The sequence below is a fragment of the Comamonas sp. 23 genome, from assembly GCF_049601575.1.
Lineage (GTDB): Bacteria > Pseudomonadota > Gammaproteobacteria > Burkholderiales > Burkholderiaceae_C > Comamonas > Comamonas squillarum.
In genome coordinates, this window is sequence record NZ_CP187127.1 from 2,192,050 (window position 1) to 2,218,720 (window position 26,671).

Annotated in this window: 25 protein-coding genes; 17 read left to right on the top strand and 8 right to left on the bottom strand. The window is 65.0% G+C overall.

What is annotated here, in order from left to right:
- Window positions 1-56: 56 nt before the first annotated feature.
- On the bottom strand, window positions 57-1,034 hold the full coding sequence (locus ACPEE1_RS09800) for a LysR family transcriptional regulator (RefSeq protein WP_423936206.1): 978 nt from the start codon (window positions 1,032-1,034) through the stop codon (window positions 57-59).
- A 122-nt stretch (window positions 1,035-1,156) separates the two neighbouring features.
- On the opposite strand from ACPEE1_RS09800, the gene ACPEE1_RS09805 reads away from it, so the two are divergent.
- From ACPEE1_RS09805 to ACPEE1_RS09815, 3 genes are read left to right on the top strand one after another with little or no spacing between them, the layout of a single operon-like run.
- A complete protein-coding gene (locus ACPEE1_RS09805) occupies window positions 1,157-2,140 on the top strand; it encodes a Bug family tripartite tricarboxylate transporter substrate binding protein (protein WP_423936208.1) in 984 nt (327 codons plus the stop codon).
- A gap of 46 nt (window positions 2,141-2,186) precedes the next feature.
- Window positions 2,187-3,623: an N-acyl-D-amino-acid deacylase family protein gene (locus tag ACPEE1_RS09810; RefSeq protein ID WP_116924234.1), complete on the top strand. Its 1,437-nt coding sequence runs from the start codon at window positions 2,187-2,189 to the stop codon at window positions 3,621-3,623.
- Window positions 3,620-4,552, top strand: a complete 933-nt coding sequence (locus tag ACPEE1_RS09815) for an N-carbamoyl-D-amino-acid hydrolase (RefSeq protein WP_116924233.1) — start codon at window positions 3,620-3,622, stop codon at window positions 4,550-4,552. The genes ACPEE1_RS09810 and ACPEE1_RS09815 overlap by 4 nt, the downstream gene beginning before the upstream one ends.
- 7 nt (window positions 4,553-4,559) lie before the next feature.
- Here the strand turns inward: ACPEE1_RS09815 and ACPEE1_RS09820 are convergent, their stop codons facing one another.
- Genes ACPEE1_RS09820 through ACPEE1_RS09830 form a run of 3 tightly spaced genes read right to left on the bottom strand, consistent with a single transcriptional unit; the run spans window position 4,560 to window position 7,319 of the window.
- Window positions 4,560-5,420 carry an SDR family NAD(P)-dependent oxidoreductase gene (locus ACPEE1_RS09820; protein WP_423936211.1) on the bottom strand — a complete coding sequence of 287 codons (861 nt, stop codon included), beginning with the start codon at window positions 5,418-5,420 and terminating at the stop codon, window positions 4,560-4,562.
- Between the two features lie 26 nt (window positions 5,421-5,446).
- The gene (locus ACPEE1_RS09825; RefSeq protein ID WP_116924231.1) at window positions 5,447-6,241 is read right to left on the bottom strand and encodes a flavin reductase family protein; all 795 of its coding nucleotides are present in this window, start codon (window positions 6,239-6,241) and stop codon (window positions 5,447-5,449) included.
- Between the two features lie 13 nt (window positions 6,242-6,254).
- The gene (locus ACPEE1_RS09830; protein WP_116924230.1) at window positions 6,255-7,319 is read right to left on the bottom strand and encodes an LLM class flavin-dependent oxidoreductase; all 1,065 of its coding nucleotides are present in this window, start codon (window positions 7,317-7,319) and stop codon (window positions 6,255-6,257) included.
- A gap of 122 nt (window positions 7,320-7,441) precedes the next feature.
- Between ACPEE1_RS09830 and ACPEE1_RS09835 the strand changes: the two genes are divergently transcribed.
- Window positions 7,442-8,347, top strand: a complete 906-nt coding sequence (locus tag ACPEE1_RS09835; RefSeq protein ID WP_232539377.1) for a LysR family transcriptional regulator — start codon at window positions 7,442-7,444, stop codon at window positions 8,345-8,347.
- On the opposite strand, the gene ACPEE1_RS09840 is transcribed toward ACPEE1_RS09835, so the two are convergent.
- The gene (locus ACPEE1_RS09840) at window positions 8,348-9,229 is read right to left on the bottom strand and encodes an SMP-30/gluconolactonase/LRE family protein (RefSeq protein ID WP_182342221.1); all 882 of its coding nucleotides are present in this window, start codon (window positions 9,227-9,229) and stop codon (window positions 8,348-8,350) included.
- 304 nt (window positions 9,230-9,533) lie between these two features.
- On the opposite strand from ACPEE1_RS09840, the gene ACPEE1_RS09845 reads away from it, so the two are divergent.
- From ACPEE1_RS09845 to ACPEE1_RS09895, 11 genes are all read left to right on the top strand, one after another.
- Complete coding sequence (locus ACPEE1_RS09845) at window positions 9,534-10,304, top strand: enoyl-CoA hydratase/isomerase family protein (RefSeq protein WP_116924227.1); 771 nt, start codon at window positions 9,534-9,536, stop codon at window positions 10,302-10,304.
- 2 nt (window positions 10,305-10,306) lie between these two features.
- The gene (locus ACPEE1_RS09850) at window positions 10,307-12,442 is read left to right on the top strand and encodes an acetate--CoA ligase family protein (protein WP_423936215.1); all 2,136 of its coding nucleotides are present in this window, start codon (window positions 10,307-10,309) and stop codon (window positions 12,440-12,442) included.
- 37 nt (window positions 12,443-12,479) lie between these two features.
- Entirely contained in the window at window positions 12,480-13,679 is a 1,200-nt protein-coding gene (locus ACPEE1_RS09855; RefSeq protein WP_423936217.1) for an acyl-CoA dehydrogenase family protein, read from the top strand.
- A 4-nt stretch (window positions 13,680-13,683) separates the two neighbouring features.
- Window positions 13,684-14,655: an acyl-CoA dehydrogenase family protein gene (locus tag ACPEE1_RS09860; RefSeq protein ID WP_232539376.1), complete on the top strand. Its 972-nt coding sequence runs from the start codon at window positions 13,684-13,686 to the stop codon at window positions 14,653-14,655.
- Window positions 14,652-15,422, top strand: coding sequence for an SDR family NAD(P)-dependent oxidoreductase (locus tag ACPEE1_RS09865; protein ID WP_232539375.1), 771 nt, complete (start codon window positions 14,652-14,654; stop codon window positions 15,420-15,422). The genes ACPEE1_RS09860 and ACPEE1_RS09865 overlap by 4 nt, the downstream gene beginning before the upstream one ends.
- A 5-nt stretch (window positions 15,423-15,427) precedes the next feature.
- On the top strand, window positions 15,428-16,720 hold the full coding sequence (locus ACPEE1_RS09870; RefSeq protein WP_116924223.1) for an SDR family oxidoreductase: 1,293 nt from the start codon (window positions 15,428-15,430) through the stop codon (window positions 16,718-16,720).
- Window positions 16,713-17,411, top strand: coding sequence for a carboxymuconolactone decarboxylase family protein (locus ACPEE1_RS09875; RefSeq protein ID WP_116924222.1), 699 nt, complete (start codon window positions 16,713-16,715; stop codon window positions 17,409-17,411). Before ACPEE1_RS09870 ends, ACPEE1_RS09875 begins: the two co-directional genes overlap by 8 nt.
- A 23-nt stretch (window positions 17,412-17,434) precedes the next feature.
- Window positions 17,435-18,427, top strand: coding sequence for a Bug family tripartite tricarboxylate transporter substrate binding protein (locus ACPEE1_RS09880; protein WP_423936220.1), 993 nt, complete (start codon window positions 17,435-17,437; stop codon window positions 18,425-18,427).
- 114 nt (window positions 18,428-18,541) lie between these two features.
- Complete coding sequence (locus ACPEE1_RS09885; RefSeq protein ID WP_116924221.1) at window positions 18,542-19,531, top strand: Bug family tripartite tricarboxylate transporter substrate binding protein; 990 nt, start codon at window positions 18,542-18,544, stop codon at window positions 19,529-19,531.
- A gap of 300 nt (window positions 19,532-19,831) precedes the next feature.
- On the top strand, window positions 19,832-20,812 hold the full coding sequence (locus ACPEE1_RS09890; RefSeq protein ID WP_182342210.1) for a tripartite tricarboxylate transporter substrate binding protein: 981 nt from the start codon (window positions 19,832-19,834) through the stop codon (window positions 20,810-20,812).
- Window positions 20,813-20,872: 60 nt separating this feature from the next.
- Complete coding sequence (locus ACPEE1_RS09895) at window positions 20,873-21,286, top strand: DUF4124 domain-containing protein (protein ID WP_116924219.1); 414 nt, start codon at window positions 20,873-20,875, stop codon at window positions 21,284-21,286.
- Between the two features lie 44 nt (window positions 21,287-21,330).
- Here the strand turns inward: ACPEE1_RS09895 and ACPEE1_RS09900 are convergent, their stop codons facing one another.
- Complete coding sequence (locus ACPEE1_RS09900; RefSeq protein WP_423936223.1) at window positions 21,331-22,311, bottom strand: thymidylate synthase; 981 nt, start codon at window positions 22,309-22,311, stop codon at window positions 21,331-21,333.
- 347 nt (window positions 22,312-22,658) lie between these two features.
- Between ACPEE1_RS09900 and ACPEE1_RS09905 the strand changes: the two genes are divergently transcribed.
- Window positions 22,659-23,132: a hypothetical protein gene (locus tag ACPEE1_RS09905; RefSeq protein ID WP_182342206.1), complete on the top strand. Its 474-nt coding sequence runs from the start codon at window positions 22,659-22,661 to the stop codon at window positions 23,130-23,132.
- A 205-nt stretch (window positions 23,133-23,337) separates the two neighbouring features.
- On the opposite strand, the gene ACPEE1_RS09910 is transcribed toward ACPEE1_RS09905, so the two are convergent.
- Window positions 23,338-24,759 (bottom strand): FAD-binding oxidoreductase, encoded by a 1,422-nt coding sequence (locus ACPEE1_RS09910; protein ID WP_182342203.1) that lies wholly within the window; start codon window positions 24,757-24,759, stop codon window positions 23,338-23,340.
- Window positions 24,760-24,791: 32 nt separating this feature from the next.
- Window positions 24,792-25,232: a DUF2069 domain-containing protein gene (locus tag ACPEE1_RS09915; RefSeq protein ID WP_182342200.1), complete on the bottom strand. Its 441-nt coding sequence runs from the start codon at window positions 25,230-25,232 to the stop codon at window positions 24,792-24,794.
- A gap of 20 nt (window positions 25,233-25,252) precedes the next feature.
- Between ACPEE1_RS09915 and ACPEE1_RS09920 the strand changes: the two genes are divergently transcribed.
- Complete coding sequence (locus ACPEE1_RS09920; protein ID WP_423936226.1) at window positions 25,253-26,647, top strand: YihY family inner membrane protein; 1,395 nt, start codon at window positions 25,253-25,255, stop codon at window positions 26,645-26,647.
- The last annotated feature ends 24 nt before the right edge of the window (window positions 26,648-26,671 follow it).

Here is a 26,671-nt window from a genome sequence, read left to right on the forward strand (position 1 = left end):
TCCAGTCCCGCCGATCGCTGGGTCGGGGCTGGGCACCGCATGCTTAGAACAGGTTCTTAGGCGGCGCCGCTAGTTTTGCTGGCTGGCGGCCAAGGCTCGGCAGCGCTGAGCTGTTTCAGTACCGCATGCAGCGCATCGATGAATTGCTGGCCCGTTGCCGGGCATGGCTGCCGCGCAGACGTTATCGTCCAGATGTTGGAATACACCTCCGTTGTCAAAGGCCTGACGACGATGTCATCGCGGGGAATATGCCGGATACAGGAGGCATCCACAATGGCAGCGCCCAAGCCCGTCTGAACGCAACTGAGGGCAATGGCCGGCGAGCGCACCTGGATGCTCGCCGAGCTGGCATCCATCGCCAGCGCTGAGGCGCATAGGCGTCCCAGCGGGGTGTCCGGCGGGTATCCGATCCATGCGGTGTCGCACAACGCAAGCGGATCCACCACGGCCCGGTCCGCCAGCGGGTGTTGCGGGGGCAGTACGCACAGCAGGCGCTGGCGGCCCAGCAAGCGTGATTTCAAGCCCGGGTGGTTCGACTCCACCAAAGAAACGCCCACATCGGCTTGACCCGACAGCAGGTACTCTGGCAACTCGTCATAGGTCGCCGTGCGAAAGTCGACACGCAATTGCGGGCTGTAGCGCATCAGTTGCTGCAGTGCCTGCGGAATCAAGGTGTTGGCAAACGTGGCACTGCAGGCCAGGTGCAAGGTGTCCACGCCCGCATGGCCGATGCGCTGGGCCAGGCTGTTGAGCCGGTCCAGGCCTCGGTACACGTCGCGCGCCTCTTCGTGCAGGCGCTGGGCTTCGGGCGTGGGCTGCAGCCTTCTGCCCAGCCGCTCAAACAACAAATAGCCCAGGCGGGCTTCGCAGTGCGCCAGTGCCCGGCTCAGTGCCGGCTGCGATACATGCAGGGCCAAGGCCGCGCCGCTGATGGTGCCGGTGGTCATGATGGCATGGAACACCTCCAGCTGCCGCATGTTCAGTGCGCGGGGGTGAATGGCGTGGCTGCTGGTTTCAGGCAATTGGCTTGGCATGTGGTGTTAACCCCTGGTCGATATAACTTTGTTTGTGAATGCACCGACATTTTTCAATTTGGGTGAGTTCGGCTTGTCCTTTACGCTGCAAGCAATATTCAGACCCATGAAAGAGTCAAGCCATGAACCGCCGTCTTCTGAACCGTTTTGCCCTCCTGTTGCCCCTTGTCATGCTGGCCGCGCAGTCGGGCCCGGCTGCTGCCCAGGGCAACGCCAACCAGCCGATCAGCTTTGTCGTGCCCTCTGCGGCCGGCGGATCTCCGGACGTGCTCAGCCGCATCATTACCAACCAATGGTCGCTGAACGCCCATCGTCCGGTGATTGTAGAAAACAAGCCCGGAGCGGCAGGCAATATCGGTGTGGTGCAGGTGATCAGGGGCAACGAGCTCACCGTGGGCTATGGAAATATCAACACCCTGGCGGTCAACCGCGCGCTGTTCTCCACGCTGCCTTACGACGTGGACAAGGACCTGGTTCCGGTGTCGCACCTGTTCAACCTCTACAACGTGCTGATCGTTCCGGTGGCATCGAACGTCCAATCCGTGCAGGACTTGCTGGCCCAAGCGCGCAAGAACCCCGGCAAGCTGTCCTATGGGGCTTCGGGCGTCGGCACCACCGGCCATATGAGTGGGGAGCTGCTCAACCATCTGGAAAAGCTCGATACCGTTTTCGTTCCCTACCAGGGCGGGCCGGCCGCGTTGCAGGACCTGATGGGCGGGCGCTTGGACTATATGTTCATCAACAGCTCCGAAGCGGTGCCGCTTATCAAGTCGGGCAAGGTGCGTGCGCTGGCCGTGACCCAGCTGGGCAAGCGGATCGAGCAGCTGCCCACTGTTCCGACGATGGACGAGGCGGGCGTCAAGGGCTATGAGATCGTCTCGTGGGGGGGCGTGGTGGGCAATCGCAAGATGACGCCTGAGCAGGCCAAGGCACTGGCCGCCGATCTGGACAAGGTGTTGAAGATGCCTAACGTGCGCGAAAGTCTTCAAGGCCTGGGCGCCCAGCCGGTGGGCGGCACGCCGGAGGATTTCAAGCAATTGATTGCCCGTGAGACGAAAAAATGGACCGAGATCATCCAGTCCAGCAAGATCGCGAAGCTCAACTGATCGGCCCCGGAAAGAGAAGACGAAAGTGCTGATATTCAAGAATGCGATGCTGATCGACGGCTCTGGCGGGCAGGCTTACAGCGGCGATGTGGCGGTGGAGGGCGAGCGGATTGCCCAGGTGGGCGCGGTGCAGGCGCAGGCCGGTGATACCGTCATCGACCTGCAGGGCCTGGCCCTTGCACCGGGCTTTATCGATTCGCACACCCACGATGATGGCTACCTGCTGGTGCACCGCGATATGGTGCCCAAAGTCTCCCAGGGTATAACCACGGTGGTTACCGGCAACTGCGGCATCAGTCTGGCGCCGCTGGTGCCGCAAAACCTGCCGCAGCCCCTGGACCTGCTGGGGCCGCCCGAGTTGTTTCGCTTTGGGCGCTTTGGCGAGTGGCTGCAAGCCTTGCAGACGCAGCCAGCGGCGGTCAATGTCATCCCGCTGGTGGGCCATACCACCTTGCGCGTCAAGGTGATGGCGGACCACCAGCGTGAAGCCACCGATGACGAGTGCGCGCAGATGCGGGATTTGCTGACCGAAGCGCTGGACGAAGGGGCCTTCGGCATCTCGACCGGCACCTTCTACCCGCCTGCACGCCATGCCACAACCTGGGAACTGCTCGAAGTCTGCAGGCCACTGCGCGGCCGCCAGGCCGTGTATGCCACCCATCTGCGGGATGAGGCCGATGACATTGTCCCAGCGATGCAAGAGGCATTGGCCGTGGGGCGCGACGCAGACTGCCGGGTGGTTTTCTCCCACCACAAGCTCGCTGGCGAGCGCAACCATGGCCGCTCGGAAGAGACGCTGGCGCTGATCCGGGAGGCCAGTAGCAAGCAGCCCGTTTGTGTGGACTGCCACCCTTATCCCGCCACGTCCACGATGCTGCGGCTCGACCGGGTTCGCCTGGCAAGCCGCACCATGATCACCTGGTCCAGCGCTTGCCCAGAAGCCAAAGGACGGGATTTTGCCGACCTGCAGCAGCAATGGGGCCTGGACGATGAAGCGCTGCTGGCGCGCCTGTCACCGGCCGGCGCCATTTACTTCTTGATGGATCAGCACGATGTGGACCGCATCTTTGCGTTTCCTTTGACGATGGTGGGGTCCGATGGCCTGCCTTTTGATCCACACCCCCATCCACGCCAGTGGGGCACCTTCACACGCGTGCTGCGGCGCATGGTGCGCGAATGCGGCTTGCTGTCGCTGGAAGAGGGCATCCACCGGATGACGGGGCTGGCTGCGCAGCAGTATGGGCTGGAGCAGCGTGGGCGTTTGGAGCCCGGCTGCTTTGCCGACCTGGTGGTGTTTGACCCCCAACGGGTTTCGGACAAGGCCACGTTTGAGGAGCCAGTGCAGGCCAGCGAGGGAATCGAACAAGTCTGGGTCAATGGGCAGCAGGTGTGGGATGGCCACCAGCCTACCGGCGCGCGGCCAGGACAAGTGCTGCGCCGGGCAGAGCCCGAGCAGACAACGCAAAAGGAGTGCGGGAAATGACAACACGAAAACTTGGTTTGGCCGTGGCCCAGATGGGGCCTGTTCATTTATCGGATAGCCGGGGCTCGGTGGTTCGGCGCTTGGTGGCCATGCTGCGCGAGGCCAAGGCCCGGGGCGCCGAGATGGTCGTTTTTCCGGAGTTGGCACTGACGACGTTCTTCCCGCGCTATTGGATGGAAGAAGCGCAAGCACAAGCGCGGTTCTTCGAAGCACAGATGCCCAATGCCGATGTGCAGCCTCTGTTTGATGCCGCGCGTGAGCTGGGCGTGGGCTTCTACCTGGGCTATGCCGAACTGGCCGAAGACGGGCGACCCTACAACACCGCCGTACTGGTCAACTCCAGGGGAGAAATTGCGGGCAAGTACCGCAAGATCCACCTGCCCGGCCATGTGGAACATAAGCCAGAAGCTCCGTTCCAGCATCTGGAGAAGAAGTACTTCGATGTCGGCAACCTGGGGTTCAGGGTGTTCGATTCAGGCGCTGTCAAATACGGCATGTGCCTGTGCAACGACCGCCGCTGGCCGGAAACCTACCGCGTGATGGCCTTGCAAAGTGCCGAGGTGGTCATGCTGGGCTACAACACGCCGTCGCTCAATATCCATTGGAATGAGCCGGTGCATCTGCGCACGACCACCCACCTGATCTCATTGCAGGCCAATGCCTACCAAAATGGAATCTGGGTGGCGGCAGCGGCGAAATGCGGTTCCGAAGATGGCCACCACATGATTGGCAGCTCCGTCATTGTTGCGCCCACCGGAGAGATCGTGGCGCGCACGCTGACCGAGGACGATGAGGTCATCTGCGTCAGCGCCGATCTGTCGCTGGGTGAACATTTCCGCCAGCATGTCTTCAATTTCGCCAAGCACCGCAGGCCTGAGCACTACCGCTTGATTGTGGACCGGGTGGGCGCGGGCGATCCGCTGCCCTGAAGGGATCTCACATGTTGCGGATGCCTGGATTGGTGGACTGCACCAAGCCAGGCTGCGCTTTCCCAGGACCCAGCTGCCCCTGCCCATAAGCCCGAGGAATATGCGTCATGAGCGAATGGCTGAAACCGCCATCGACCACCAGATCCGCGCCATGGACATAGCTGGCCCGGGGGCTGGCGAGGAAGACCACCGCCTGGGCGAGTTCTTCGCTCTGGCCGATGCGGCGCAGGGGGACGACCTGCTCGCGGCGGGCGCGGTCGTCCGGGTTGCGGTAGAAGCGCTCGCTCAGCGGGGTCACAAACAGGCCGGGGCTGACGGTGTTGCAGCGGATGCCTGCGGGGCCCCATTCCAGGCACATCTGGTTAGTCAGCATGCGGATGGCGGCCTTGCTCATGCTGTAGCCGCCGCTCAGCGGTTGGGCGTTCTGGGCCGAGATCGAAGCGATATTGACAATGGCGCGCGGCAGGCTGGCGTCGGAATGGCGGTAGAAGGCCTGGCCCATGCGCAGGTAGCCGCCCAGGTTGATCTGCAGTTGGCGCTCCCAGATGCCAGGGTCCAGCTCGGCCAGCGGCGCGGCGCTGGTGATGGCGGCGTTGTTGACCAGCACGCTGGGCCCGGCGCCCCAGTGCTGTTGCAGTGTTTGAAACGCAGCCTCTACCGCAGCGGGTGATGAGACATCGGCGCTCAGCGGCAGCAGACGCTGGCCATCGGGATGGGTGGCGGTGAGCTGCGCCAGCGCATCGCTGTCGTGGTCGAGCACCGCCACGCGGCAGCCGCTCGCCAGCAGTGCTTGCACAATGCCGGCGCCCAGTCCCTTGGCGCCGCCGGTGACGACGCAGATGCGTTGGTCCAATTGCAGCCAGTCCATGCTTGAAGCCCTTTTCTGGTCTGCGATCAGGCCGCCAAGGGCACCAGCTTGTGCGTGCTGGCATTGAAGTTCACCACGGGGCTGGCGCTGTTGCAGGAGGACTTGCGGATCTTGCCGACCACCAGCTTGTGCGTGCCCAGGGTGTGGGTGCAGACAATGTCGCATTCCATGCTGGCCAGCGCGTCGCTCAGCACGGGCAGCTGGTGTTCGCTGCTGTGCCAGCGGCCTTCCTTGAAGCGGGCCTCGCCTTGGGGCTGACTCAGAAAGCTGGCGATGATCTGGCTGTGTTCCTCACCCAGCACATTGGCGACAAACTTGCCCGTTTGCAGCAAGGTATCACCCATCGACGAGGCGCTGTGGGCAAAAAAGCCGACCATCGGGGGCTCGGCCGAGATGGAGGTGAGGCTGGAGACGATCATGCCGGCGACGTCCTTGCCCTGGCCGGTGGTCACGGCGCTGATGCCGGCGGGCAGGGCGCGCATCGCGGCCTTGAAGTCGGCCACCGAGACGACCTGGTCTTCCGCGGCCAAGGTGATATGGGCACGCACCTGGCCTTGGGTATTGACCCAGCCGTGCTGCTGCGCATAGGCCAGCATGGCGGCAAAGCCCGTGTCCCATTCGCTGTCTGCGGCCTGGCAGGCCAGAAAGCGCAGCACCTGGGGAAACAGCCAGACATGGCTGTCGCCGTCGCGCGTGCCAATACGGGTCAGGGCCTGCGCGAGCTGGGGCTCGGGCTGGGGCTCGATCAGCACGTCGAGTGCCCGAAAATTGTGGGCATCCATCAGGCTGATGGAGCCGCAGTTGCTGAGGTGAACGCGCATGGCCCTGTCTCCTTTACGCCAGCGCTACGGCCTGGCCCACTTCTTTTTTCACGGCGGGAATGATCTTGTCGCCCCACAGCTCGATCTGCTTGAGCATGGTCTTCTGGTCGAAATCGCCCAGCTGGGTTTGCAGCGCAATGTGCTTGGGCTTGAGGATGCTGATCTCTTCGAGCAGCTTGTCGATCACTTCGTTGACCGAGCCGACGGGCAGGTTCTTGCGCAGCTGCTCGAAGGTCGGGTCGGTCTCGGTCGGCACTTCTTTGACCATGTAGCCGTCTTCGGACTGAGCGCGGCGGAACTTGAGGCTCTCGGAGATGCGGCGCTGAAAGCGGGCGCAGTCCAGGTAGGCATTGATTTCGGATTCGTTGTCCGAGGCATAGCCGCAGCGCAGAAAGCCGAACTTCACATCACTGTCCAGGTCCTTGCCTTCGGCCGAGGCAATGTTTTCCAGCTTGGTGCGTAGGCCGGCAATCGCTTCGTTGCCGTTGAGCAGCGCGGTGACAAACAGGTTGTGGCCTTCGCGCACGCCACGGCCCAGGGTAACGGGGTTGCCCGAGGTGACCCAGAGCGGGGGCATCGGGTCTTGCACGCAGCGCACAGCGATGGAGCTGGGGGGGATATTCAGGAATTCGCCCTGGTATTCGAATATTTTCTGGGTCAGGGCCTTGGGAATAATGTCGAGAAACTCATTGAAGATCGCGCCGGAATTGGCGATCTCGACGCCAAAGCGTTCAAACTCAAACTGCTGGTAGCCCGAGCCCACGCCCAGCTCGAGTCGCCCATTGGACACGGTGTCGACAAAGCCGACCTCGGCCAGGAAGCGGGCGGGGTGGTAGAGTGGCAAAATGCACACCGCCGTGCCCAGGCGAATGGTTTTGGTTTTGGCCGCGGCATGGGCCACGGTCATTAATGGCGATGGCGACAGCGAGTAATTGTTGAAATGGTGTTCGGCATACCAGGCGGTATTGAAACCCGCTTGCTCTGCCACCACGGTTTGTTCGATGGAGTTGTTGATAACGTCCTGAGAGCGCTGGTGGTAGCCGCGCTGCTGCGCCAGAATGAATACGCCAAATTCCATGATGTCTCCTTGATGATGGGCAATATGGAATCATTCTAGGGGTGGGGTCAGGAGATCTGTATGCGTGAAAATCGAGATTCAGTACTGCGCAAACTGGAGGAATCATGGACCGTCTGAGAGCGATGGAGCTGTTCCTGTCGGTGTCGCAGACCCGCAGTTTTTCAGAGACGGCGCGGCTGTTTGGCATCTCGGCTACCGCCGTGTCGAGAATGATCACCGAGTTTGAAGACGGGCTGCAGGTCAAGCTGCTGCTGCGCTCCACGCGCCAGGTGTCGCTGACCGAATCAGGTCAGGAGTATGCGGCCCAGTTGGAGGGCATTCTCTGGACCATCAACCAGGCGCACACCAGCATCACCGCCATCAGCTCTGCCCCGCAGGGGCGCCTGCGCGTGCACGCACGCACCATGTTCGGCCAGCGCGTGCTGCCCGGCCTCATCGCGCGCTTTCGCCAGGCCCACCCCGAGATACTGGTGGAGCTGCTGCTGTCCGAGACCAAGGTGGACCTGGTCAAGAACAATATCGATATTGATTTCCGAATATCGCCGCCGGTGGAAGCGGGCGTCAAGCGGCGCATGCTGTTTCACAGTCAGCGTTATTTGGTGGCGTCACCCGCTTATGCCGAGAAAATGCCTGCTATCCATCAACCCGCTGATTTATTGCAGGCCCAATGTCTGGCCTATTATTTGCCAGGCAAAGACCATATCTGGCATTTCAAGAATGATGCAGGGGTTGAAGATATTCGATTTTCTCCGCGTCATTTGACCAACAATGGCATTGCTTTATTGGAGTTGGCAAAATTGGGCGAGGGTATTGCGCTGCTCGATGATTACACGGTTTACCCCGATCTGGCGGCGGGCAATCTGGTGCGGCTGTTGCCAGATTATGTGGTGAGCAATACCACGTTCGAAGAAGGCATGTTTGCGACGATTGTCGATTCGGCGATTATCCCCGCCAAGGTCAAGCTATTTCTGGATTTTGTCGCCAGCCAGGTGGCGGGGGAGGCGCAGCGCTTTGCGCTGCCCAAGTGACTAGTCGGTAATAAGGATGCGCGCCTTGGGCTTGGCCAGCCCCCGGTAGCCCAGGCCGGTGATGCGCACAATGGCACCATCGAGCGGGCCGCTGGCGCGCAGGCGGCCGCTGTCCGAGATGCTGGTCACATACAAGTCTGCCAGATCCGGCCCGCCAAAGCAGAGCGCACTGGGGTGGGCCATGGGCAGGCGGATCAACTGGCTCAGCGCCCCTTGGGCATCGTAGCGGGCGAGCTGGCCGGTGCGTACCAAGGCGGTCCAGAGGCCTCCCTCGCTGTCCCAGCAGCAGCCGTCGGGCGCAGATTGTTGGGGCTGGGTGCTGACGAACAGCTGCTGGTCCTGCGCCTGGCCGCTGCTGATATCAAAGGAATAAATGCTTTGCGCGGCGCTGTCGGCAATAAAGAGGCGGCCGCTTCTGGGGTGGATCAGCGGGCCATTGGCGGTTGTAAGGGCCGGGCCTATGCGCTGCAACTGCCCATCCCGCTCCAACACATAGATGCCGCCCCTGGGTGCTTCGCCTGCTTCCAGGTGCAGGTGCATGCTGCCGACCAGAAAGCGGCCATCGGGCAGCGCGCAGCCATCGTTCAAGCGCAGATGGGGCAGGTGCTCATCCAGCTCGGCGAGGGTCTGCAACTGGCGGCCGGCAGGGTCATACAGGCCCAGCGCCTCCTTCATTGCGATGACGATCCTGCCGTCCGCATTCAGCGCGAATGAGCCCGTGGGCGCTGGCAGCAGGTGCTGCTCCGTTTGGCCACTGGCCGGGTCGATGCGCAGCAGCAGGCCGCGCCGGCAGTCCATGGCCCAGAGCTGGCCGGTGCTGGCATCCCAGTGGGGGCATTCACCCAGGGCCAGGCGTTGCGGGATCAGGGGCTGGATATGCATGGGGGGCTTGAGGTTGGGGCTCCTGAGGTGGAGCCGAGCTGCACGTAGGTTGCTGTCCATCATAGGGTTGCCCCAGGGCGCCACTACCCCGGGGAACGCAGAACAGATTCAACCAATCGGGGGGAAATCATTTGCAGGGTTCCTTCCTAGAATCAAACACAGATTCGAAACAGGCGCTCGCCATGAGCGGCCAAGATCCAAGGAGACAACATGCAAGTGATAGCGCCTATTGCGCAGGCTGCGCGCTGCGCCGCCATCCACCCCCTGGCCACCGCGGTAGCAATCCACACCCGGGGAGGCCGCCATGTCTGAGCCCTCCGTTTTGCTGGAAGTCGCCGATGGCGTGGCCCTGGTCACGCTCAACCGCCCACCGGTAAATGCCCTCAACCGGGCGATGCGGCGCGAGCTGGTGGCGATTTTTGATGCGATCTCCGAACGCGACGATGTGCGCTGCGCGGTGCTGACCGGTTCCGGCTCGGTGTTCTGCGCCGGCGCCGATCTGAAGGACCGGCCCAATGCCGAGGTGGCCGGTGACTTTCTGGAGCACAACCGCGTCACCCGCGAAACCGGCAATGCGATCAAGGAATGCGCCAAGCCGGTGATTGCGGCGGTGAACGGCACGGCTCTGGGCGCAGGCATGGGCCTGGCTGCGGCCTGCGACATTCTCTATGCCTCGTCGAACGCGAGCTTTGGCATGCCCGAGATCAATGTGGGCCTGGCGGGCGGGGCCTCGATGCTCAAGACCTTGCTGGGACGCTCGACGATGCGCCGCATGTTTTTTACCGGCCAGCGCCTGACGGCCCAGGAGATGCTGCAGCGCAATGTGGTCGAAGAAGTGCTGGCGCCCGAAGCGCTGCTGCCCAAGGCCATGGAGATGGCGCGCGAGATTGCGTCCAAGGCACCGCTGGCGGTGATCTATGCCAAACGCGCCGCCAATATGGTGGACCTGATGCCCCAGCGCGATGCCTACCGTTTTGAGCAGGAGTTCACGATGGCGCTGGCCAAGACCGAAGACGCCAAGGAAGCGCGCATGGCCTTCCTGGAAAAGCGCGCCCCCGTTTTCAAAGGACGCTGAGCATGCTGCAGACAACCCGCCTGCAGCCCGGTGCAGGTCTTGATCCGTTTTTCAATGCACGCGCGATCGCCATCATTGGTGCCTCTGACGACCCCACCAAGATTGGTGGGCGGCCGCTGCATCTGCTCCAAAAGCATGGTTATGCCGGCGCGGTGTTCCCCATCAACCCCAAGGGCGGCAGCATCCAGTCGCTGCCCGCTTACACCAGCGTGCGCGATGTGCCGCAGGTGCCCGAGCTGGCCATCATCGCGGTGCCGGCAGCGATGGCGCCCGCTGCGCTGCGCGACTGCGCAGACAAAGGCGTGCAGGCAGCGATTGTGCTGTCGTCCGGATTCATAGAAGCGGGCGAGGAGGGCGCTGCGCTGCAGCGGCAGCTGAGCCAGATTGCGCGGGAGCGCCAGATCCGCGTGCTGGGGCCCAACTGCCTGGGCGCGGTGGGGATCGAGGCGCGGGTGATTGGCTCGTTCTCGGTGGCGCTGGAAGACAAGCTGCCAGCCGCCGGCCAGGTGGGCATCGTCTCGCAGTCGGGCAACCTGGGCAGCTTCACGATGCAATCGGTGGTGCGCCGGGGCTTGGGCATCAGCCGCTTCATGGCGACCGGCAACGAGGCCGATGTGGACATTGCCGACGGCATTGCCGCGCTGGCCGGCGACCGCCAGACCCGCATCATCCTGTGCTGCATGGAAACCTGCCGCGATGGCAGCAAGCTGCTGCAGGCGCTGGACGCGGCGCGCGCCGCCGGCAAGGTGGTGGTGGTGCTCAAGATTGGCGCGACCGAGCAAGGCCAGGCGGCCGCCGCCTCGCACACCGGCGCGCTGACGGGGTCCAACGCCGTGATCGAAGCGGCGCTGACCCGCGCGGGGGCGCTGACGGTGCAGTCGATCGAAGACATGGTGGAGCTGACGGCCGCGCTGTCCGTGCTGCCGCAGGCGCTGCTGCCGCGCAACCGGGGTGTGACCCTGGTGGCAGCATCGGGCGGCTTTGGCGTGATGATGGCCGATGCCATGGTTCAGGCCGGCCTGGACCTGCCCGAGCTGTCGGATGCGACGCGTGCCCGTATCCAGGAAGCGGTGCCGGTGGCCGGCACCCGCAACCCGGTCGATGCGACGGCGCAGATGTCCAGCCGGCCCGATATCTTGTACAAGCTGCTGACGGCCTTGCTGGAAGACGCATCGCGCAGCACCCTGGTGCTGCTGCTGTCGCTGTCCTTGCACAACCCGCGTTTGAGCGGGGTGTACCAGGAGGCGCTGGCGCAGATCCGGCGCGACTACCCCGAGCGCCTGATCGTGCTGATTGGCCAGGGCCCGGCTGAGGTGACCGAGCGCATTGCCAACGCGGGCATTGCGATCTTCCCGACCATTGATGCGGCAGCCCGTGGGCTGGCCGGACTGGTGCGCCTGGGCCAGACGCTGGGCCAGCCGCCAGCTGCGCCCGCTGCCGCGCAGCACTGGGAGCCGCTCGATGCCCAGGTCTTCCGCAACGAGTTCCATGCCAAGGCCTTTTTGGCGCGCGCCGGTGTGCCAGTGACGCAGGAGCAGGTGGTGCAGTCCGCCGATGCGGCGGTGGCGGCGGCCGAGCAGATCGGTTTTCCGGTGGTGTTCAAGATTGTCTCGCCCGACATTGCCCACAAGACCGAGGTCGGCGGCGTGGAGCTCAACATCCGCAGCGCCGCGCAGGCCCGCACGGCCCATGCACAGCTGCTGGCGCGGGTGGCAGAGCGCGCGCCGCAGGCGCAGATCGATGGCGTGCTGGTCGCCCCGATGGTGGGCGGCGGTGTGGAGATGATCACCGGCGTCTCAGACGACGCGGCCTTTGGCCCGGTGGTGATGGTGGGCATGGGCGGCATCTATGCCGAGGTGCTGAAAGACGTGGCGGTGCAGGTGGCGCCGGTGACGCAGGCCGAGGCGCTGCAGATGATTGCGTCGCTCAAGCTCTACCCGCTGCTGCAAGGGGTGCGCGGCCAGCCCGCTGCCGATGTGCAGGCCATGGCCGCCACGGTGGCGCGCCTGTCGGAGCTGGCGCTGGCCTATGCCGGCGAGATCGCCGAGATCGACCTGAACCCGGTGCTGGTCCAGCCTGCCGGCGAGGGCGTGATTGCGGTCGATGCGCTGATGGTGGCGGCCCCGCCGCAGGCCTGATGCGCAGCGCCATGCAGACTTTGATCGGAACTATGCGATGAAACAGGAAGAGAATTTCGCCCGCCCCGATGCCGCATCGGGCCCGGGTGCCTACCGGCAATATGCGCGTGACTGGCTGCACAGCCATTTGCCCGCCCACATGCGCGCCGACTGCGTGGACTACCGCACGCCCAGCCTGGACGAGTGCCGCGATTGGGAAGCGCGCATGTACCAGGCGGGCCTGGCCGGCATGACCTGGCCGACCGCGTACGGCGGCCATGGCCTGAGCCTGCGCGAGCACCTGGCGGTGAACAAGGAAGTGGGCGCGCTGGCCATGCCCGAGAGCGTCAGCTCAATTGGTAAGGAGCTGGCCGGTCCCATCATCATGGCCGTGGGCACCGAGGCGCAAAAGCAGGCCTTTCTGCCCGCCATTTTGGAGATGCGCGAGTACTGGTGCCAGGGCTTTTCCGAGCCCGAGGCCGGGTCGGACCTCGCGCGGCTGCGCACCAAGGCCACGCCCGATGGCGATGACTGGCTCATCCAGGGCCAGAAGATCTGGACCAGCGGCGCGGCCAAGGCCCATTACTGCCTGCTGCTGACCCGCACCGGTACGGTGGCCGACAAGCACCGGGGCCTGCTGATGTTTGCGGTACCGATGGACACGCCCGGCATTCGCGTGGTGCCGATCCGCTCCATCGACAACAAGCAGTCGTTTGCCGAGGTGTTTTTTGACCAGGTGCGCGTGCCCGATTCGGCCCGCCTGGGCGCTGCCGATGAAGGCTGGAGTGCGGCGATTCGGGTGCTGTCGATCGAGCGCGCCACCAACCGCATGTACCGCGCCTGGCGCTTTGCGTGCGAGCTGCGCCAGCTGGTGCGGGCCTACCAGTCCGAGCCCGCGCTGCGCGCTCGCTTGCAAGAGCCCGGCCTGCGCCAGGCCATCGGCCAGGTGGCGAGCCAGATTGACGGGCTCAAGGGCCTGGTCGAGCGCAGTGTGGAGCAGCTGCAGGCCGGTGAGCCCATTGGTGCGCGCGGCTCGCTCACCAAGCTGTACTGGTCTGAATGCCACCAGGCCTTTGCGTCGCTGGCGCTGGCGATGGTGGCCGATATCCACCCTGGCCACAGCGCGCTGGCGCAGCGCGCCAAGGCCCATTTCACGCAGGCCTATCTGTTCTCGCGCGCCGAGAGCATCTACGCCGGAACCACCGAAGTGCAGCTGGATGTCATTGCCCAGCGCATTCAACAGCTGACCAAGGACTAAAGGGATGACGATGCAAACTGAAGAGCTGCACCCCGAGGAGTTTGGGCAGGCGGCGCAGGCGGTCATCGCGGCGCTGCAAGGGCAAGGCCCGGCCGAGGCGGCCACCGCCATGGCCGATGCCGGCCTGTTTGGCATCTGCGCCGATGAAGCGCAGGGCGGCCTGGGCCTGCCGCTGGCATTTGCGATGCCGGTGGTGCGGGTGGCAGGGCAGATGCAACTGTCCTACCCCCTGCCCGAGCAGATTGCCGCCAGCAAGGCGCTGCAAGGCACGGATGTGGGCGGCGAGCTGCTGCGCGGCGAGAAATCGCTGTGCGTGGTGATGGCCGCGCAGGCCGCTGGCGATTGGAGTGGGGTGGCGCGCAATGGCCTGCAGGCCGACTATGCGCTGGTGCAGACCGATGCCGGTTTTGCGCTCTACGACAAGGCGGACTTGCGCTGCCAGGCCGAAGAAATGCTGGACCCGGAGGTGCCCCAGCTGTGGGTATCGGCCGCCGGTGCCACGCCGCTCTTGAGCCTGGACGCGCAGCAGTCGCAGGATTTTTGCGCCGATACCAAGCTGCTCTGGGCCGAGTATCTGAACGGGCTTTGCGCCGGCGCGCTGGAGCGCACTGCTGATTACCTGCAGGCGCGCGTGCAGTTTGGCCGGCCGCTGTCGGCCAAGCAGGCGGTGCGCCACCACCTGGCGCGCATGCGCCTGCTGCTGGAGGCATCGAGCGCCCAGGCCTGGCGCGCGCTGCGCCCCGATGAGTGGGGCAATCCCCGCCAGGCGGACAGCGCCTTGGCCGCTGCACTGAGCCAGGGCGCCTGGGTGCTGGAAAAGGCCATCCACTTACATGGCGGCATGGGCTTTACCTGGGAGCTGGGGCTGCACCGCAGCCTGCGTGAGCTCAAGAAGCTCGACGCCTGCCTGGGGGCGGGGGCTGTGATGCGCGCCGTGGGCGCTGACTTTATCGACCGTTGTGAGGTGACGCAATGACAGGCGCAATAGCAAGAGATATGGAAGGCCGCGTGGCCCTGGTCACCGGCGCAGGTGCCGGCATTGGCCGCGCCACAGCGCTGCAACTGGCCGCGCGCGGCGCCGTGGTGGCGGTCAATGACCTGAAGGAGGCGCTGGTCGAAGAGACGGTGGCTGCCATCACCGCCCAGGGCGGCCAGGCCTTTGGCGTGGTGAAGAACGTGGCCACGCGCGAAGAGATGACCGCCGCCGTGGACGAGGCCTATGCCCGCCACCAGCGGCTCGATATTTTGGTCAACAACGCCGCCTGGGTGCGCTACCAATCGGTGAGCGAGATCATGCCCGAGACGGTGGACCGCATGCTGGACATCGGCTTCAAGGCGGTGCTCTGGGGCATCCAGGCCGCCGCTGCCCGCATGGATGCCGAGCGCGGTGGCAGCATCATCAATGTGGCCTCGGTCGCGGCGCTGCGCTCGGCCGGCAGCTCGATGGTGTATTCGGGCATCAAGGCTGGTGTGCTGGGTATTACCCGAGCTGCGGCGGCGGAGCTGGGCGAGCGCTATATCCGCGTCAATGCGGTCTGCCCGTCTGCCGTACCGACCGAGGGCACCCAGCGCAACCGCAATGCCGAGCGCGATGCCGGCCGCGTGGCCAAGACACCGATGGGGCGCCTGGGCACGGTGGACGATATTGCCGGCACCATCTGCTTTTTGGCCAGCGATGCCTCGCAGTTCACCACCGCGCAGGCGCTGGTGGTGGATGGCGGCATTACCTTCACCAACATCTGAAGCCTATGCCCGCTGTCTTGATCACTGGTGCTGCCTCCGGCATTGGCCGCGCTGCCGCGCTGCAGTTTGCGCAGCAGGGCTGGGACTGCCTGCTGGCCGACATCAGCCCCGCGATTGCCGAGCTGCCCCAGCAGTGCCTGGCGCAAGGCGCGGCCAGTGCGCAGGCCTTTGCGCTGGATCTGACCGATGCGCAGGCGCTGGTCCAGCTGGGCCGCCAACTGGCTGCGCTGCCAGCACTCGATGCGCTGGTCAACAACGCCGGTATCTCGGACAGCAGCGGCCGGCCGCTGGCCGAGCAGGCGCCCGCGCAGTGGCAGCGCCTGCTACGGCTGAACCTGCAGGCACCGCAGGCCTTGTTCGAGACCTGTCTGCCCCGTTTGAAGGCCGATGCGCGCCTTGTCAATGTGTCCTCCGGCGCGGGGCACAAGGCCATTCCCTGGCGCGGGCTCTACAGCCCCAGCAAGGCCGGTCTGATCGCCTGGTCGCAAAGCCTGGCGCGGCGCTACCCGCAGCTGAGCGTGACCACCTTGTGCCCCGGCTTTGTGCGCACCGAGCTGGTGCAGGGCCTGATGGATGCCGGGCGCCTGGCGTTGGCCGATGCTGTTGCCAAGATCCCGCTGGGCCGCTTGGCCGAGCCCGAAGAAATGGCCGCAGCGCTGGTGTTTTTGGCGCAGCCCCAGGCCCGGGTGCTGTCGGGCCAGGTCCTGTCGGTCGATGGCGGATCGGGCATTTACGGCGGCAGCAGCCGCTGCGCGCTGAGCACCGCCGTGCCCGCACCGTTGCAGACCCCGCTGCATCTGCAGCTGCAAGCGGGCAGCGATGCCGCAGGTGATAGCGCCTGTGATGGCGCCTGGTTGCAAGCGCTGCAGGCAGCGGACGGCGAGCAGGTAGCGGCAACGGCCGCGCCTTGCCAAGGCCTGGTCAGCACCCAGGCGCTGGCCCCTGCTGGTGGTGATCTTGTGGAAGCCGTGCTGAGCGCCGCCCAGCAGTTTGCAGCCACCCATGCGCGCGATGCCAGCCTGGTGCTCTTGCTGCCCGCGACTGCCCCCGAAGGCGTGCCCGCCTGGCAGCACCAGACGGCACTGGCTGCCGCACGCATGCTGGTGGCAACCCTGGCCTGTGAATGGGCCACACAAGGCTTGCGCATCAATGCACTGCTGCTGTCGCCCCAGCAGGCCCGTGGCCCAGCGGTGGCGCAGCTGCTGCCGCTGGTCCGTTTTCTGGCCGGGGCACAGGCGCAGTTTGTCACCGGACAGTGCCCCAATATCTCGGGCTCCGAGGAGAGCGCCCATGGCTGAACTGGACACCGCCGCCGTCGAGGCGCTGTACCGCCAGGAGCGCGGCTACTGGCGGCCCTGGAATGCCCAGCTGCTGGCGCGCCGCCCGGCGTTTTTGCAGGCCTATGCCCACTATGCCGGCTACCCGGCGCGCAGCGGGGCCTTAAGCGAGCGCATGGTGGAACTGGTCTATGTGGCACTCGACGCATCGGCCAGCCATTTGTTTGCCAGCGGCCTGAAGCTGCACATGCAAAAGGCGCTGGCCTGCGGCGCCAGTGATGACGACCTGCTCGATGTGCTGACCTTGGTTTGCCTGCAAGGCGCAGGCGCGACAGCGGCAGCGCTAGGGGAGGTGACCCAGGTGTATGGTCTGCCACCCAAGGCGGAGGCCACGGTGGACGGCCAGCAGCCAGACCTGTGGGCGCGGCTGCAGGCCATCGACCCGGCCTACTTTGGCCATCTGCAGGCGCTAGCCAGCACGGCCGAAAGCGGCAAGGGCCTGAGCGCCGGCGAGCGCTGCCTGATCACGGTTGCGCTGCATGCCTGCTTTACAGCGATGCAGCCCGAGGCCTTGCGCGCAGCCTTGCAGCAGGCCCAGGGCCTGGGCGTGGCGCGCGAAGCGGTGGTGCAGGTCATCCAGATGGGCGCGCACCTGGCGGTGCATGGCACGGCGCTGGGCATCACGGTGCTGGCTGAGCTCGACGCCGCATGACATCGAACGACAAGGAGACAAACATGAACCAGCTGCGTACCGAACGCCGCACCCTGCTGATGGCGGCCATGGCCGCCGCACTGCCTGCAGCCCTTCCTCTGGCACGGGCAGCCACGCCCTGGCCCAGCAAGCCGGTGCGCCTGGTGGTGACCAGCTCGCCCGGATCGGGCGGCGATGTGTTTGCCCGCTTGCTGGCGCCCGGCCTGCAGGCAGCGCTGGGCCAGCCCTTCTATGTGGAAAACAAGGTGGGCGCCAACGGCATCATCGCCAATGACTTTGTCGTCAAAAGCAGCGATGCGCACACGGTGCTGTTTGCGCCGTCATCAGCCATCGTGATCAACCCCTTTATCCAGCCCAAGCTGCCCTATGACACGCAACGCGATCTGCTGCCCGTCGGCCAGATCGGGCTGTCCGGTATTTTTCTGGTCGCCAACCCGGAGACCGGCATTGCATCCTTGCCCGATCTGGTGCGCTATGCCAAGGCCAACCCGGGCAAGCTGTCCTGCGGCTCCTGGGGCAATGGCTCGTCGGGCCATCTGGCGCTGGAGGGCCTCAAGGCCCATTACGGCATCGACATCCACCATGTGCCCTACAAGGCGCTGTCCACCGAGCTGTCCGACATCATCGGCAACAACATTGCCATGGGCTTTATGGATATCGCGTCACCCGTGCCGCATATCCGCAGCGGCAAGCTGCTGGCAGTCGGCGTGACGGGCACGCAGCGCGCGCCGGCCACACCGCAGGTGCCCACCTTTACCGAGCAGGGCTTCAAGTTTGATGCCGACGGCTGGTATGGCGTGTTTTTGCCCGCCGGCAGCTCCAACCCCCAGATGGTGGAGCGCCTGAACCACGCCCTGGCGCAGGTGGCGCAAAGCGCCGATATCCGCAAAAAGTTTGAAGACCAGAACATGGCCCTGCCTGCCGTCAAACCGGCGGCAGAGTTTGCCCGCTCCATCCAGTCCGATATGAAGATCTGGGGTGGGCTGGCCAAGCTGGCCGATCTGAAGATGTCGTAACGAGCGCGCTGGCGGCTGCACCGGGCGCTACAAGCCCGGGCCGCTGCTCACAGCAAACCCAAGAACCAGGTGGTCGCCGCAAGGCCGGCCACCGGCAATCCACAGGAGACAAAAATGACCGATTCATGCGCAAGCTTCAACCGCCGGCAGATGCTGCTGGGCCTGCTGGCCGCAGCGGGCACCGGCACGGCCTGGGCCAATACGGCCTGGCCCAACAAGGCGATCCGGATGATCGTGCCGGGGCCAGCGGGCTCGGGCGGCGACATCTTTGCGCGCCTGCTGCTGCCTCCGCTGCAGTCGACGCTCAAGGAAAGCCTCTATGTCGAGAACAAGGCCGGTGCCAACGGCATCATCGGCAATGACCATGTGGCCAAGGCCCAGGCCGATGGCTATACCTTGCTGTTCTCGCCGTCGTCGTCGATTGCGATCAACCCCATCATCCAGCCCAAGATGCCCTATGACGCGATGCGCGACCTGGCACCGGTGGCGCAGGTGGGGGCTGCGGGCATTTTGCTGGTGGCCAACCCAGCCACTGGCCTCAAGACGCTGGCCGACATGGTGCAGTACGCCAAGGCCAACCCGGGCCGCCTGGCCTATGGTTCCTGGGGCAGCGGCTCGACGGGCCACCTGGTGATGGAGGGCATCAAGGCCCACTACGGCCTGGACATGCCCCATGTGCCCTACAAGGGCACTGCCGTGGAGCTGGGCGATCTGCTGGCCAACACGATTGGCGTGGGCTTTATGGACATTGCCTCGCCCATTCCCCATATCCGCAGCGGCAAGCTGCGTGCGCTGGGCGCCACCGGATCGGCGCGCGGCCCGGCGCTACAGGATGTGCCCACACTGACCGAGCAGGGCTACAGCTTTGATGCCGATGGCTGGTACGGCGTGTTTGCGCCCGCCAAGACGGACCCCAAGATCATCGACCGCATCAATGCCGATCTGGGCCAGGTGCTGGGCAGCGCCGAGATGAAGGCCAAGTTTGCCGAGCAGAACATGCTGATCCCTGCGCACAAGTCGGCCGCCGAGTTCAGCCAGGTCGTCAAGAACGACATGGCGCTGTGGCAGCAGCTGGCCAAGGTGGCCAAGCTCAAGGTCGATTGAGCGACGCCCCGGGGCAGGCAGCGGGGCTGAAGGCTCTTCAGCCCTGCCCCGGGACCCTCTGTGCCGTATTGGCACAGCCAACTCTTGCGATGGTATGGCGATTGCCCGGCAGACAGGCTGGGCAAGGGATCCTCTGCAAGACCCTCGCTAAGCGGGATGGGCGCGGATCGGGATGAGGCGCAAGGCGTCTTTCGCAGTCAATAGCCGTAGCTATTGACAAGGAAGACAACGCAGCGAACCGCCCGAGCCCGCATTCAGACCACGGCAGGGAGTCTTGCAGAGTATCCCTAAGGAGGTCTTATGTCGATCAGGATTTTTTGGCGCGCTACCGCGCTGGGGCTGGGCCTGGCTTGCTGCGCGGCCACTGCACCGGCCGCTGAGGTTCAGGCCGCTTTCCCCAACAAGCGCGTGACCATCGTGGTGCCTTATTCTGCCGGCGGGCTGACCGATACGCTGGCCCGGTCGCTGGCGGCGAAGCTGGCGACGCTCTGGGGCCGGCCGGTGGTGGTGGAGAACCGCGATGGCGCAGGCACCATCATCGGCACGAGCGCCGTGGCCCGTACGCCAGCCGATGGCTACACGCTGCTGTTCACCAGCTATGCCTACACCTCCAACCCGGTGCTGCGCCGGCAGCTGCCCTATGGGCCCGACGCTTTCCGGCCTGTGGGCCTGCTGGGCTCCAGCCACAATGTGCTGCTGGTCACCAACCGCTTGCGTGGCCAGTCGCTGCAAAACCTGATCGACCGCGCCAAGGCCGAGCCGGGCAGCTTCAAGCTGGCCTCGTCCGGACCAGGGTCGAGCCCGCACCTGGCGGCCGAGCTGTTTGCGACCAAGGCGGGCATCCGCTTTACCCATGTACCCTACAAGGGCCAGGGGCCGTCGATGACCGATCTGATGGCGGGCGTCGTCGATGGCATGTTTGACGGCATGTCGTCGTACGCGCTGGTCAAGTCGGGCAAGGTGGCAGCCGTGGCCATCGCTGCCGAGCAGCGCCACCCCGGCGCGCCCGAGATCCCGACCTTCAAGGAGCTGGGCATGGATTTTGTCAGTGGCAGCTGGTTTGGCATGCTGGCGCCGGCTGCAACGCCCGATGCGGTGGTGCGGCAGATCAATGCCGACCTGCACCGCGCCCTTGAAGACCCTGCCGTGCGCGCCCAGATTGCCAAGACCGGCTTGCTGGTGTCGCTGTCCACGCCCGAGGCCTTTGGCCAGTTTCTGCAGGCCGAAACCCGCAAGCTGCAGGCGCTCCTCCAGAGCGGCGTGCGCATTGATCTGGATTGAGCCGGGGCGGGTGGGGGGCCTGACGCATAATGGGCTTTTTGCCACCTGTCTGGATTGCCCATGCCCTACGCCCGCCATACCCTCGCTGCCGGATTGCTCGCGGCAGCGTCTTTGCTGAGCGCACCGGCCTGGGCCATCAACAAATGCGTCGATGCCCAGGGCCGCACCAGCTTTCAGGATGAGCCCTGCGCAGCCGGGCAGAAGGCCGAGGCGATCACCGTGACGCCCTCCAGCCAGGGCATCAACCCGCGCGAGCATGACCGCCCGGTGACCAGCCGTCCAACGGATAACCCACCGCCGTCCGTACCAGCAGCTGCACCCGCCGATGCGCCAGAACCCCGCCCGGCCGATTGCCCCGACCCGGAGCGCATGAAGAGCATGCAGATCGAGGCCGAATCGATTGCGCTGCCGCTGCCGATCCGCAAGCAAAAGCGGGCGTCGTTTGAAGCGCTGAAAGAGCGCTGCGGCGGCTAAAGACCCCCTCTCAGCAAAACGCCCGCGATTGCGGGCGTTTTTGTTTACACGGCCATCGGCGCCGTCAACGGCGCATGGTGCTGGTAGCCTTCCAGCCAGAAGTCCGAAGGCTCCACCTTCTCCAGCCACTCCGGCTCGTATTGGCCGGTCACCGCATAGTCGGGGATGCGGTCCGACAGCACCAGCTGGGGCGACTCAAAAGGCTCGCGCTTGAGCTGCTCTTGCAGCATGTCCAGGTGGTTCTCGTAGATGTGGGCATCACCGATGAAATAGGTAAACCAGCGCGGGGTGTAGCCACTCAGGCGCCCCATCAGGTGCAGCAGCGCGGCGCCTTCGGTGAGGTTGAAGGGGGTGCCCAGGCCCACATCATTGCTGCGGATGTACAGGCACAGCGAGATCTCCCGCTTGCTCTGGTCAACCAGGAACTGGTAGAGCAGGTGGCAGGGCGGCAGGGCCATTTCTTCGAGCTGGGCCCAGTTCCAGCCGTGGAAGAGAATGCGGCGGCTGCCCGGGTCGGTCATGACGGTGTCCAGGCACTGGCGCAGCTGGTCGATGGCCTTGTAGAGCACGATCTGGCGCTTGCCGTCTTCGGCCACTTCCCCGATCTGGGTGTAGCCCTTGGCCAGCGCGTCGGCCACCTGGGCGGCGCCTTGGGGCTGGGCCTGGTCGATCAGCTTGTAGGCCGGCCATTGGCGCCATTGCACGCCGTAGACGGGGCCCAGGTCGTCGGCCTCCAGGCGGTAGGGGTTGGCCAGCCAGGCCTGGTTTTCATTGGCGTTCTGGTCCCAGACCTTGCAGCCCAACGCGCGGAAATCGGCAGCGCTGCGCGCCGCACGCAGAAAACCCACCATCTCGCCGATGGCCGATTTGAAGGCCAGCTTCTTCGTGGTGACAGCCGGAAAGCCTTGCTGCAGATCAAACTTGAGCATGGCGCCGGGCATGCTGAGCGTGCGGATGCCTGTGCGGTTGGACTGCCAGGAGCCTTGGTCCAGAATGCTCTGGACGAGTTGGAGGTATTGCTTCATGTTCTTCTGGCCTGATCGAGAGTGGGGCCTGGCCGCCCCTGGAGCGCCGAGGCGCTGCCTGGCCCGGTGCGATATGGGCGCACTGCGAGGGCGGGGCTGGGGCCAAGGCCCAAAGGGCCTACTGTACGATGCCTGCGTTTTTTGCGTAGGCCGTAAGGATAAGCCCACGTGGGTGATGGCGGCGGCCGCCCTTGCGGCCCAAAAATTGGTGTAGGGTGTCGGCTTTGGCGCCCGGGCCCACCGGGGCCGGCGGTGCATGGCCGTGGCAAGCACAGGTGGGCAGCGGGACATCGACAGTTTGCCTGGCGCAGGAGAGGGCGCGGCAAACGCACCAAGGACACCTGACTATGTGGATGATGACGAAAAAATGGGGCCTGGCCCTGGGCGCTGCTGCGGCGCTGGCACTGGCGGGTTGCCAGACCATGCCCGCTGGCGGCAACCCCAGCGGCCAGCAGGCCTGGAACCAGCTGCAGGCCCAGGTGGGCCAGTACCCGCAGGATGCCGCTTTCTTGCAGCAAGGCGTGATGGCTGCGCGCATGCAGCACCTGCTGGGCGAGCACCGCGCCGCCTTCATGCAGAACCTGCAGGTGAGCGGGCCGCTGAGCAAACAGGGCTCCGTTTACTACATCACCGGCAACCGCCAGCACGATGGTGGCCACAATGCCGCCGCCGTGGCGCTGGATGCCAAGAGCAACACCATGCGCATCTGGTGGCTGCAGGACGGCCAGCCGCGTGTGGTGCAGGACCCGGGCGCAGCGTTTTCCTGGCCCAAGGATGTGAACCAGATGATCAGCAACGCGGTGGGCACGCCGGCGTCGTGATGCTTCCATAAACAAAACAGGGCGGCACCTCTGCGAGGGCCGCCCTGTTTTGTTTTGGCGCTGGGTTTTAGGAGCTGCTAACACGACCCAGCAAACCGAAGGTTTGCGGTTGAGACGAGGCGTCAAGCTGCAGGCAGTACAGTAGTACGACAAGGCTTGGCGCGGCCGGCGAGGCAACGACGTATCAAGGGTTGTGCTAGTGGCTCTAAGCGCGTGTGATCATGGCATGCGGGTTCATAATGTTCTGCGGGTCCAGCGCAGCCTTCACCGCCCGCATCATCGACAGGGCCACTGGCGACTGGTACTGCGGCAAGGTGTCTACCTTGAGCGTGCCAATGCCGTGCTCGGCCGAGATGGAGCCGCCAAAGGCGGCCACTGCGTCATAGACGATGTGGTTGACCTCGTGCTCGCGCTCGTCGAGAAATTGCTTGGCGTCTCCGCCCTCGGGTGCCTGCACATTGAAGTGCAGATTGCCGTCGCCCAGGTGGCCGAAATTGACCAGGCGCATGCCCGGCACCTTGTCGTTCAGCACCTGGGTGGCATGCTCGACAAACTCCGGGATGCGCGAGATGGGCACGGAGATGTCGTGCTTGATGTTGAGGCCTTCCTCGACCTGGGCGAGCGGAATGCTCTCGCGGATATGCCAGAGGTTGTGGGCCTGGCCCAGGTTCTCGGCGACCACGGCATCGAGCACGATCTCTTGCTCGAATGCCGCTTCCATCAAGGCTTCAAAGCGGCTGCGGGCATGCTCTTCCGATTCGCTGTCGGAGTTCTCCAACACCACGGCATAGGGGAAGGCGGGGTTGTCGATAAAGGGCACGCGCAGCTGGGGCATGTGCTTGTCGACCAGGGTGAGCGCAAAGCGGTTCATCACCTCAAAGCCGGTCAGACCCGCGCCCAGGTACTGGTGCGCCAGCGCCAGCAGGCGCACGGCAGCATCGAACGACGGCAGCGCCGCCCAGGCGGTGAGCTGGCTCGCGGGCAAGGGGTAGATCTTCATCGTCGCTGCCGTGATCACGCCCAGGGTGCCTTCGCTGCCGATGAAGAGGTTGCGCAGGTCGTAGCCGGTGTTGTCCTTGCGCAGGCCCTTGAGGCCGTTCCAGATCTCGCCCTGGGCGTTGACCACTTCGAGGCCCAGGCACAGTTCGCGCGTATTGCCATAGCGCACCACCTGGGTGCCGCCGGCATTGGTGCCCAGGTTGCCGCCAATGGTGCAGCTGCCTTCGGCGGCCAGCGACAGCGGGAACAGATAGCCCTGGCTCTCGCAGCGCTCCTGCAGGGTCTGCAGGATGCAGCCGGCCTCGACGGTGACGGTCAGGTTGTCCTTGTCGATCGCGCGGATCGCCTGCATGCGCCCCAGGTTCAGCACCACCTGCTGGCCCGAGGTATCAGGCGTGGAGCCCACGACCAGGCCGGTGTTGCCGCCCTGGGGCACGATGGAGGTGCCGTTGGCCGCGCAGGCCTTGACGACGGCGGCCACTTGCTCGGTCGTGGCGGGGCGCACCACCGCCAGCGCCTTGCCGTGGACGCGGCGGCGCCAGTCCTGCTCATAGGCCGTCAGGTCGCCCTCGGTAAGCACATGGGCATCGCCCACAATCTGGCGCAAGCTCGCAATCAGGTCGGTCATCGGAAGTCTCAGCAAATAAAAAGAAATCGGTTCTAGGAAGCGGCTGCGGGCTGGGCGGCCGGGGATGCGGCGCGCAGGCGGCCCCGGATATGCAGCACGCAGGCGGCAAACAGCAGCAGGCACAGTGCGATCTCGGCCAGCGCGCACCAGCGGCTGGGCGGCGCATCACCCCAGGCGCGCACCACGCCCTCAATAAAATACAGCCACACCAGAAGGCTCAGCCAGCGGTAGGTATACATGCGGCGCTTGAGCAGGCCGGCGAGCGGAATGCACAGCGGCAAGGCCTTGAGCACCAGCCAGGAGCCGCCCGGCCGCAGCGGGGCCAGCCACAGCTCCCAGGCCAGGCACAACAGCACCAGGCCCAGCAGGGACGCCACGGCCAGCCAGCGCGAAAACTGCGCCGCTGCCCTGGCCGGGGCAGGCGTTACCAAATCAGGCAGATTTGCGGCGGGTTCAGGGGTCGATGCAGGCATGGAAATGGCATCATATCGGTATGTACGTCAGTGATGAGAAAAACGCAGCATCTTTGCAGGTGCAACCGCGCCAGGGATGGGCTTTGTGGTGGCAGCAATTTGCTGCGTTTCCCTGGCGCAATACCGTCAATACCTTGCGCACGCGCTTTGGCGAGGACCGCCTGGGCCTGACGGCCAGCAGCCTGACCTTTACCACCATGCTGGCACTGGTGCCTTTCTTCACGGTGGCGTTGGCGCTGCTCACCGCTTTCCCGATGTTTGCCACGGTCGAGGCGCAACTGCAGCGCTGGCTGATCGAGAGCCTGATCCCCAGCACCATCGCCAGCCAGGTGCTGGGCTACATCACGCAGTTTGCCTCCAAGGCCAGCCGCCTGGGCCTGGCGGGCCTGAGCTTTTTGCTGGTGACGGCGCTGGCGCTGATATTGACGATGGACCGCACGCTCAACAACATCTGGCGCGTGCGCCAGCTGCGGCCACTGGGCCAGCGGGTGCTGATCTACTGGGCGGCCATGTCGCTGGGCCCGCTGGTGCTGGCCTCCAGCCTGGTGCTGACCTCGTCGGTGGTGGCCGCTTCGCGCAGCGCGATGGGCGAGCTGCCCTACCTCATTCGCCTGGCCTTTGATTCGCTGGAGTTTGTGCTGCTGGCATCGGGTGTGACCGCCATGTACCGCTATGTGCCCAACACCCATGTGCGCTGGCGCGATGCACTGGCCGGCGGGCTGTTTGTGGCCGTGGGCATCGAGGTGGCCAAGAAGGTGCTGACCCTGTACCTCGTGCATGTGCCGACCTATTCCACCATCTACGGCACCTTTGCCACCTTGCCGATCTTGCTGATCTGGATCTACGTGGCCTGGGTGATTGTGCTGCTGGGTGCCGTGGTGGCCGCCTACCTGCCCAGCCTGCTGGCCGGCGTGGCGCGGCTGCCGCTGGCGCAGAGCTGGGATTTTCAGCTGGCGCTCGAATGCCTACGCGCGCTCAACCTGATGCGCTACCAGCCCGAGAAGGGCCTCTACCTGCACCAGCTTGCCACCCGAATGCAGGTGGAGGATGTGCAGCTGCACCGCGCGCTCGATGTGCTGTGCCAGCTCGACTGGGTGGGCGCCGTCGTCGATGTGGATGAGCGCCGGACCAGCACGGGAGCCACCGAGAGCCAGCATGACATGCGCTATGTGCTGCTGATCGAGCCCGCGCAGACCCTGGCTGCGCCGCTGGTCAGTGCACTGATGCTGGACCGCAACGAGGCCACCGAGCCCTTGTGGTGGCACAGCGGTCTCGACCAGATCGCGCTCATTGCACTGCTGGAGCGCCGCCAGTGGCTGCCGGAGGAGGTGCCTGCGCAAGAGGTGGAAGCAGTAGCGCAGGAGTTGGAGCCTGTGCTGGGTGATGAGACCCAAGCCCTGCAGCCCAGGGCTTGAGGGCAGTTTGATCGCTGAGAGGGG

Bases quoted from the DNA above. Each gene is read 5' to 3' on its own strand.
- ACPEE1_RS09805 (WP_423936208.1), top strand. From the start codon at position 1,157: ATGAACCGCCGTCTTCTGAACCGTTTTGCCCTCCTGTTGCCCCTTGTC.
- ACPEE1_RS09905 (WP_182342206.1), top strand. From the start codon at position 22,659: ATGTGGATGATGACGAAAAAATGGGGCCTGGCCCTGGGCGCTGCTGCG.
- ACPEE1_RS09890 (WP_182342210.1), top strand. From the start codon at position 19,832: ATGTCGATCAGGATTTTTTGGCGCGCTACCGCGCTGGGGCTGGGCCTG.
- ACPEE1_RS09810 (WP_116924234.1), top strand. From the start codon at position 2,187: ATGCTGATCGACGGCTCTGGCGGGCAGGCTTACAGCGGCGATGTGGCG.
- ACPEE1_RS09815 (WP_116924233.1), top strand. From the start codon at position 3,620: ATGACAACACGAAAACTTGGTTTGGCCGTGGCCCAGATGGGGCCTGTT.
- ACPEE1_RS09850 (WP_423936215.1), top strand. From the start codon at position 10,307: ATGCTGCAGACAACCCGCCTGCAGCCCGGTGCAGGTCTTGATCCGTTT.
- ACPEE1_RS09920 (WP_423936226.1), top strand. From the start codon at position 25,253: ATGTACGTCAGTGATGAGAAAAACGCAGCATCTTTGCAGGTGCAACCG.
- ACPEE1_RS09800 (WP_423936206.1), bottom strand. From the start codon at position 1,034: ATGCCAAGCCAATTGCCTGAAACCAGCAGCCACGCCATTCACCCCCGC.
- ACPEE1_RS09875 (WP_116924222.1), top strand. From the start codon at position 16,713: ATGGCTGAACTGGACACCGCCGCCGTCGAGGCGCTGTACCGCCAGGAG.
- ACPEE1_RS09895 (WP_116924219.1), top strand. From the start codon at position 20,873: ATGCCCTACGCCCGCCATACCCTCGCTGCCGGATTGCTCGCGGCAGCG.
- ACPEE1_RS09830 (WP_116924230.1), bottom strand. From the start codon at position 7,319: ATGGAATTTGGCGTATTCATTCTGGCGCAGCAGCGCGGCTACCACCAG.
- ACPEE1_RS09820 (WP_423936211.1), bottom strand. From the start codon at position 5,420: ATGGACTGGCTGCAATTGGACCAACGCATCTGCGTCGTCACCGGCGGC.
- ACPEE1_RS09885 (WP_116924221.1), top strand. From the start codon at position 18,542: ATGACCGATTCATGCGCAAGCTTCAACCGCCGGCAGATGCTGCTGGGC.
- ACPEE1_RS09835 (WP_232539377.1), top strand. From the start codon at position 7,442: ATGGAGCTGTTCCTGTCGGTGTCGCAGACCCGCAGTTTTTCAGAGACG.
- ACPEE1_RS09840 (WP_182342221.1), bottom strand. From the start codon at position 9,229: ATGCATATCCAGCCCCTGATCCCGCAACGCCTGGCCCTGGGTGAATGC.
- ACPEE1_RS09865 (WP_232539375.1), top strand. From the start codon at position 14,652: ATGACAGGCGCAATAGCAAGAGATATGGAAGGCCGCGTGGCCCTGGTC.
- ACPEE1_RS09900 (WP_423936223.1), bottom strand. From the start codon at position 22,311: ATGAAGCAATACCTCCAACTCGTCCAGAGCATTCTGGACCAAGGCTCC.
- ACPEE1_RS09910 (WP_182342203.1), bottom strand. From the start codon at position 24,759: ATGACCGACCTGATTGCGAGCTTGCGCCAGATTGTGGGCGATGCCCAT.
- ACPEE1_RS09845 (WP_116924227.1), top strand. From the start codon at position 9,534: ATGTCTGAGCCCTCCGTTTTGCTGGAAGTCGCCGATGGCGTGGCCCTG.
- ACPEE1_RS09915 (WP_182342200.1), bottom strand. From the start codon at position 25,232: ATGCCTGCATCGACCCCTGAACCCGCCGCAAATCTGCCTGATTTGGTA.
- ACPEE1_RS09870 (WP_116924223.1), top strand. From the start codon at position 15,428: ATGCCCGCTGTCTTGATCACTGGTGCTGCCTCCGGCATTGGCCGCGCT.
- ACPEE1_RS09825 (WP_116924231.1), bottom strand. From the start codon at position 6,241: ATGCGCGTTCACCTCAGCAACTGCGGCTCCATCAGCCTGATGGATGCC.
- ACPEE1_RS09880 (WP_423936220.1), top strand. From the start codon at position 17,435: ATGAACCAGCTGCGTACCGAACGCCGCACCCTGCTGATGGCGGCCATG.
- ACPEE1_RS09860 (WP_232539376.1), top strand. From the start codon at position 13,684: ATGACGATGCAAACTGAAGAGCTGCACCCCGAGGAGTTTGGGCAGGCG.
- ACPEE1_RS09855 (WP_423936217.1), top strand. From the start codon at position 12,480: ATGAAACAGGAAGAGAATTTCGCCCGCCCCGATGCCGCATCGGGCCCG.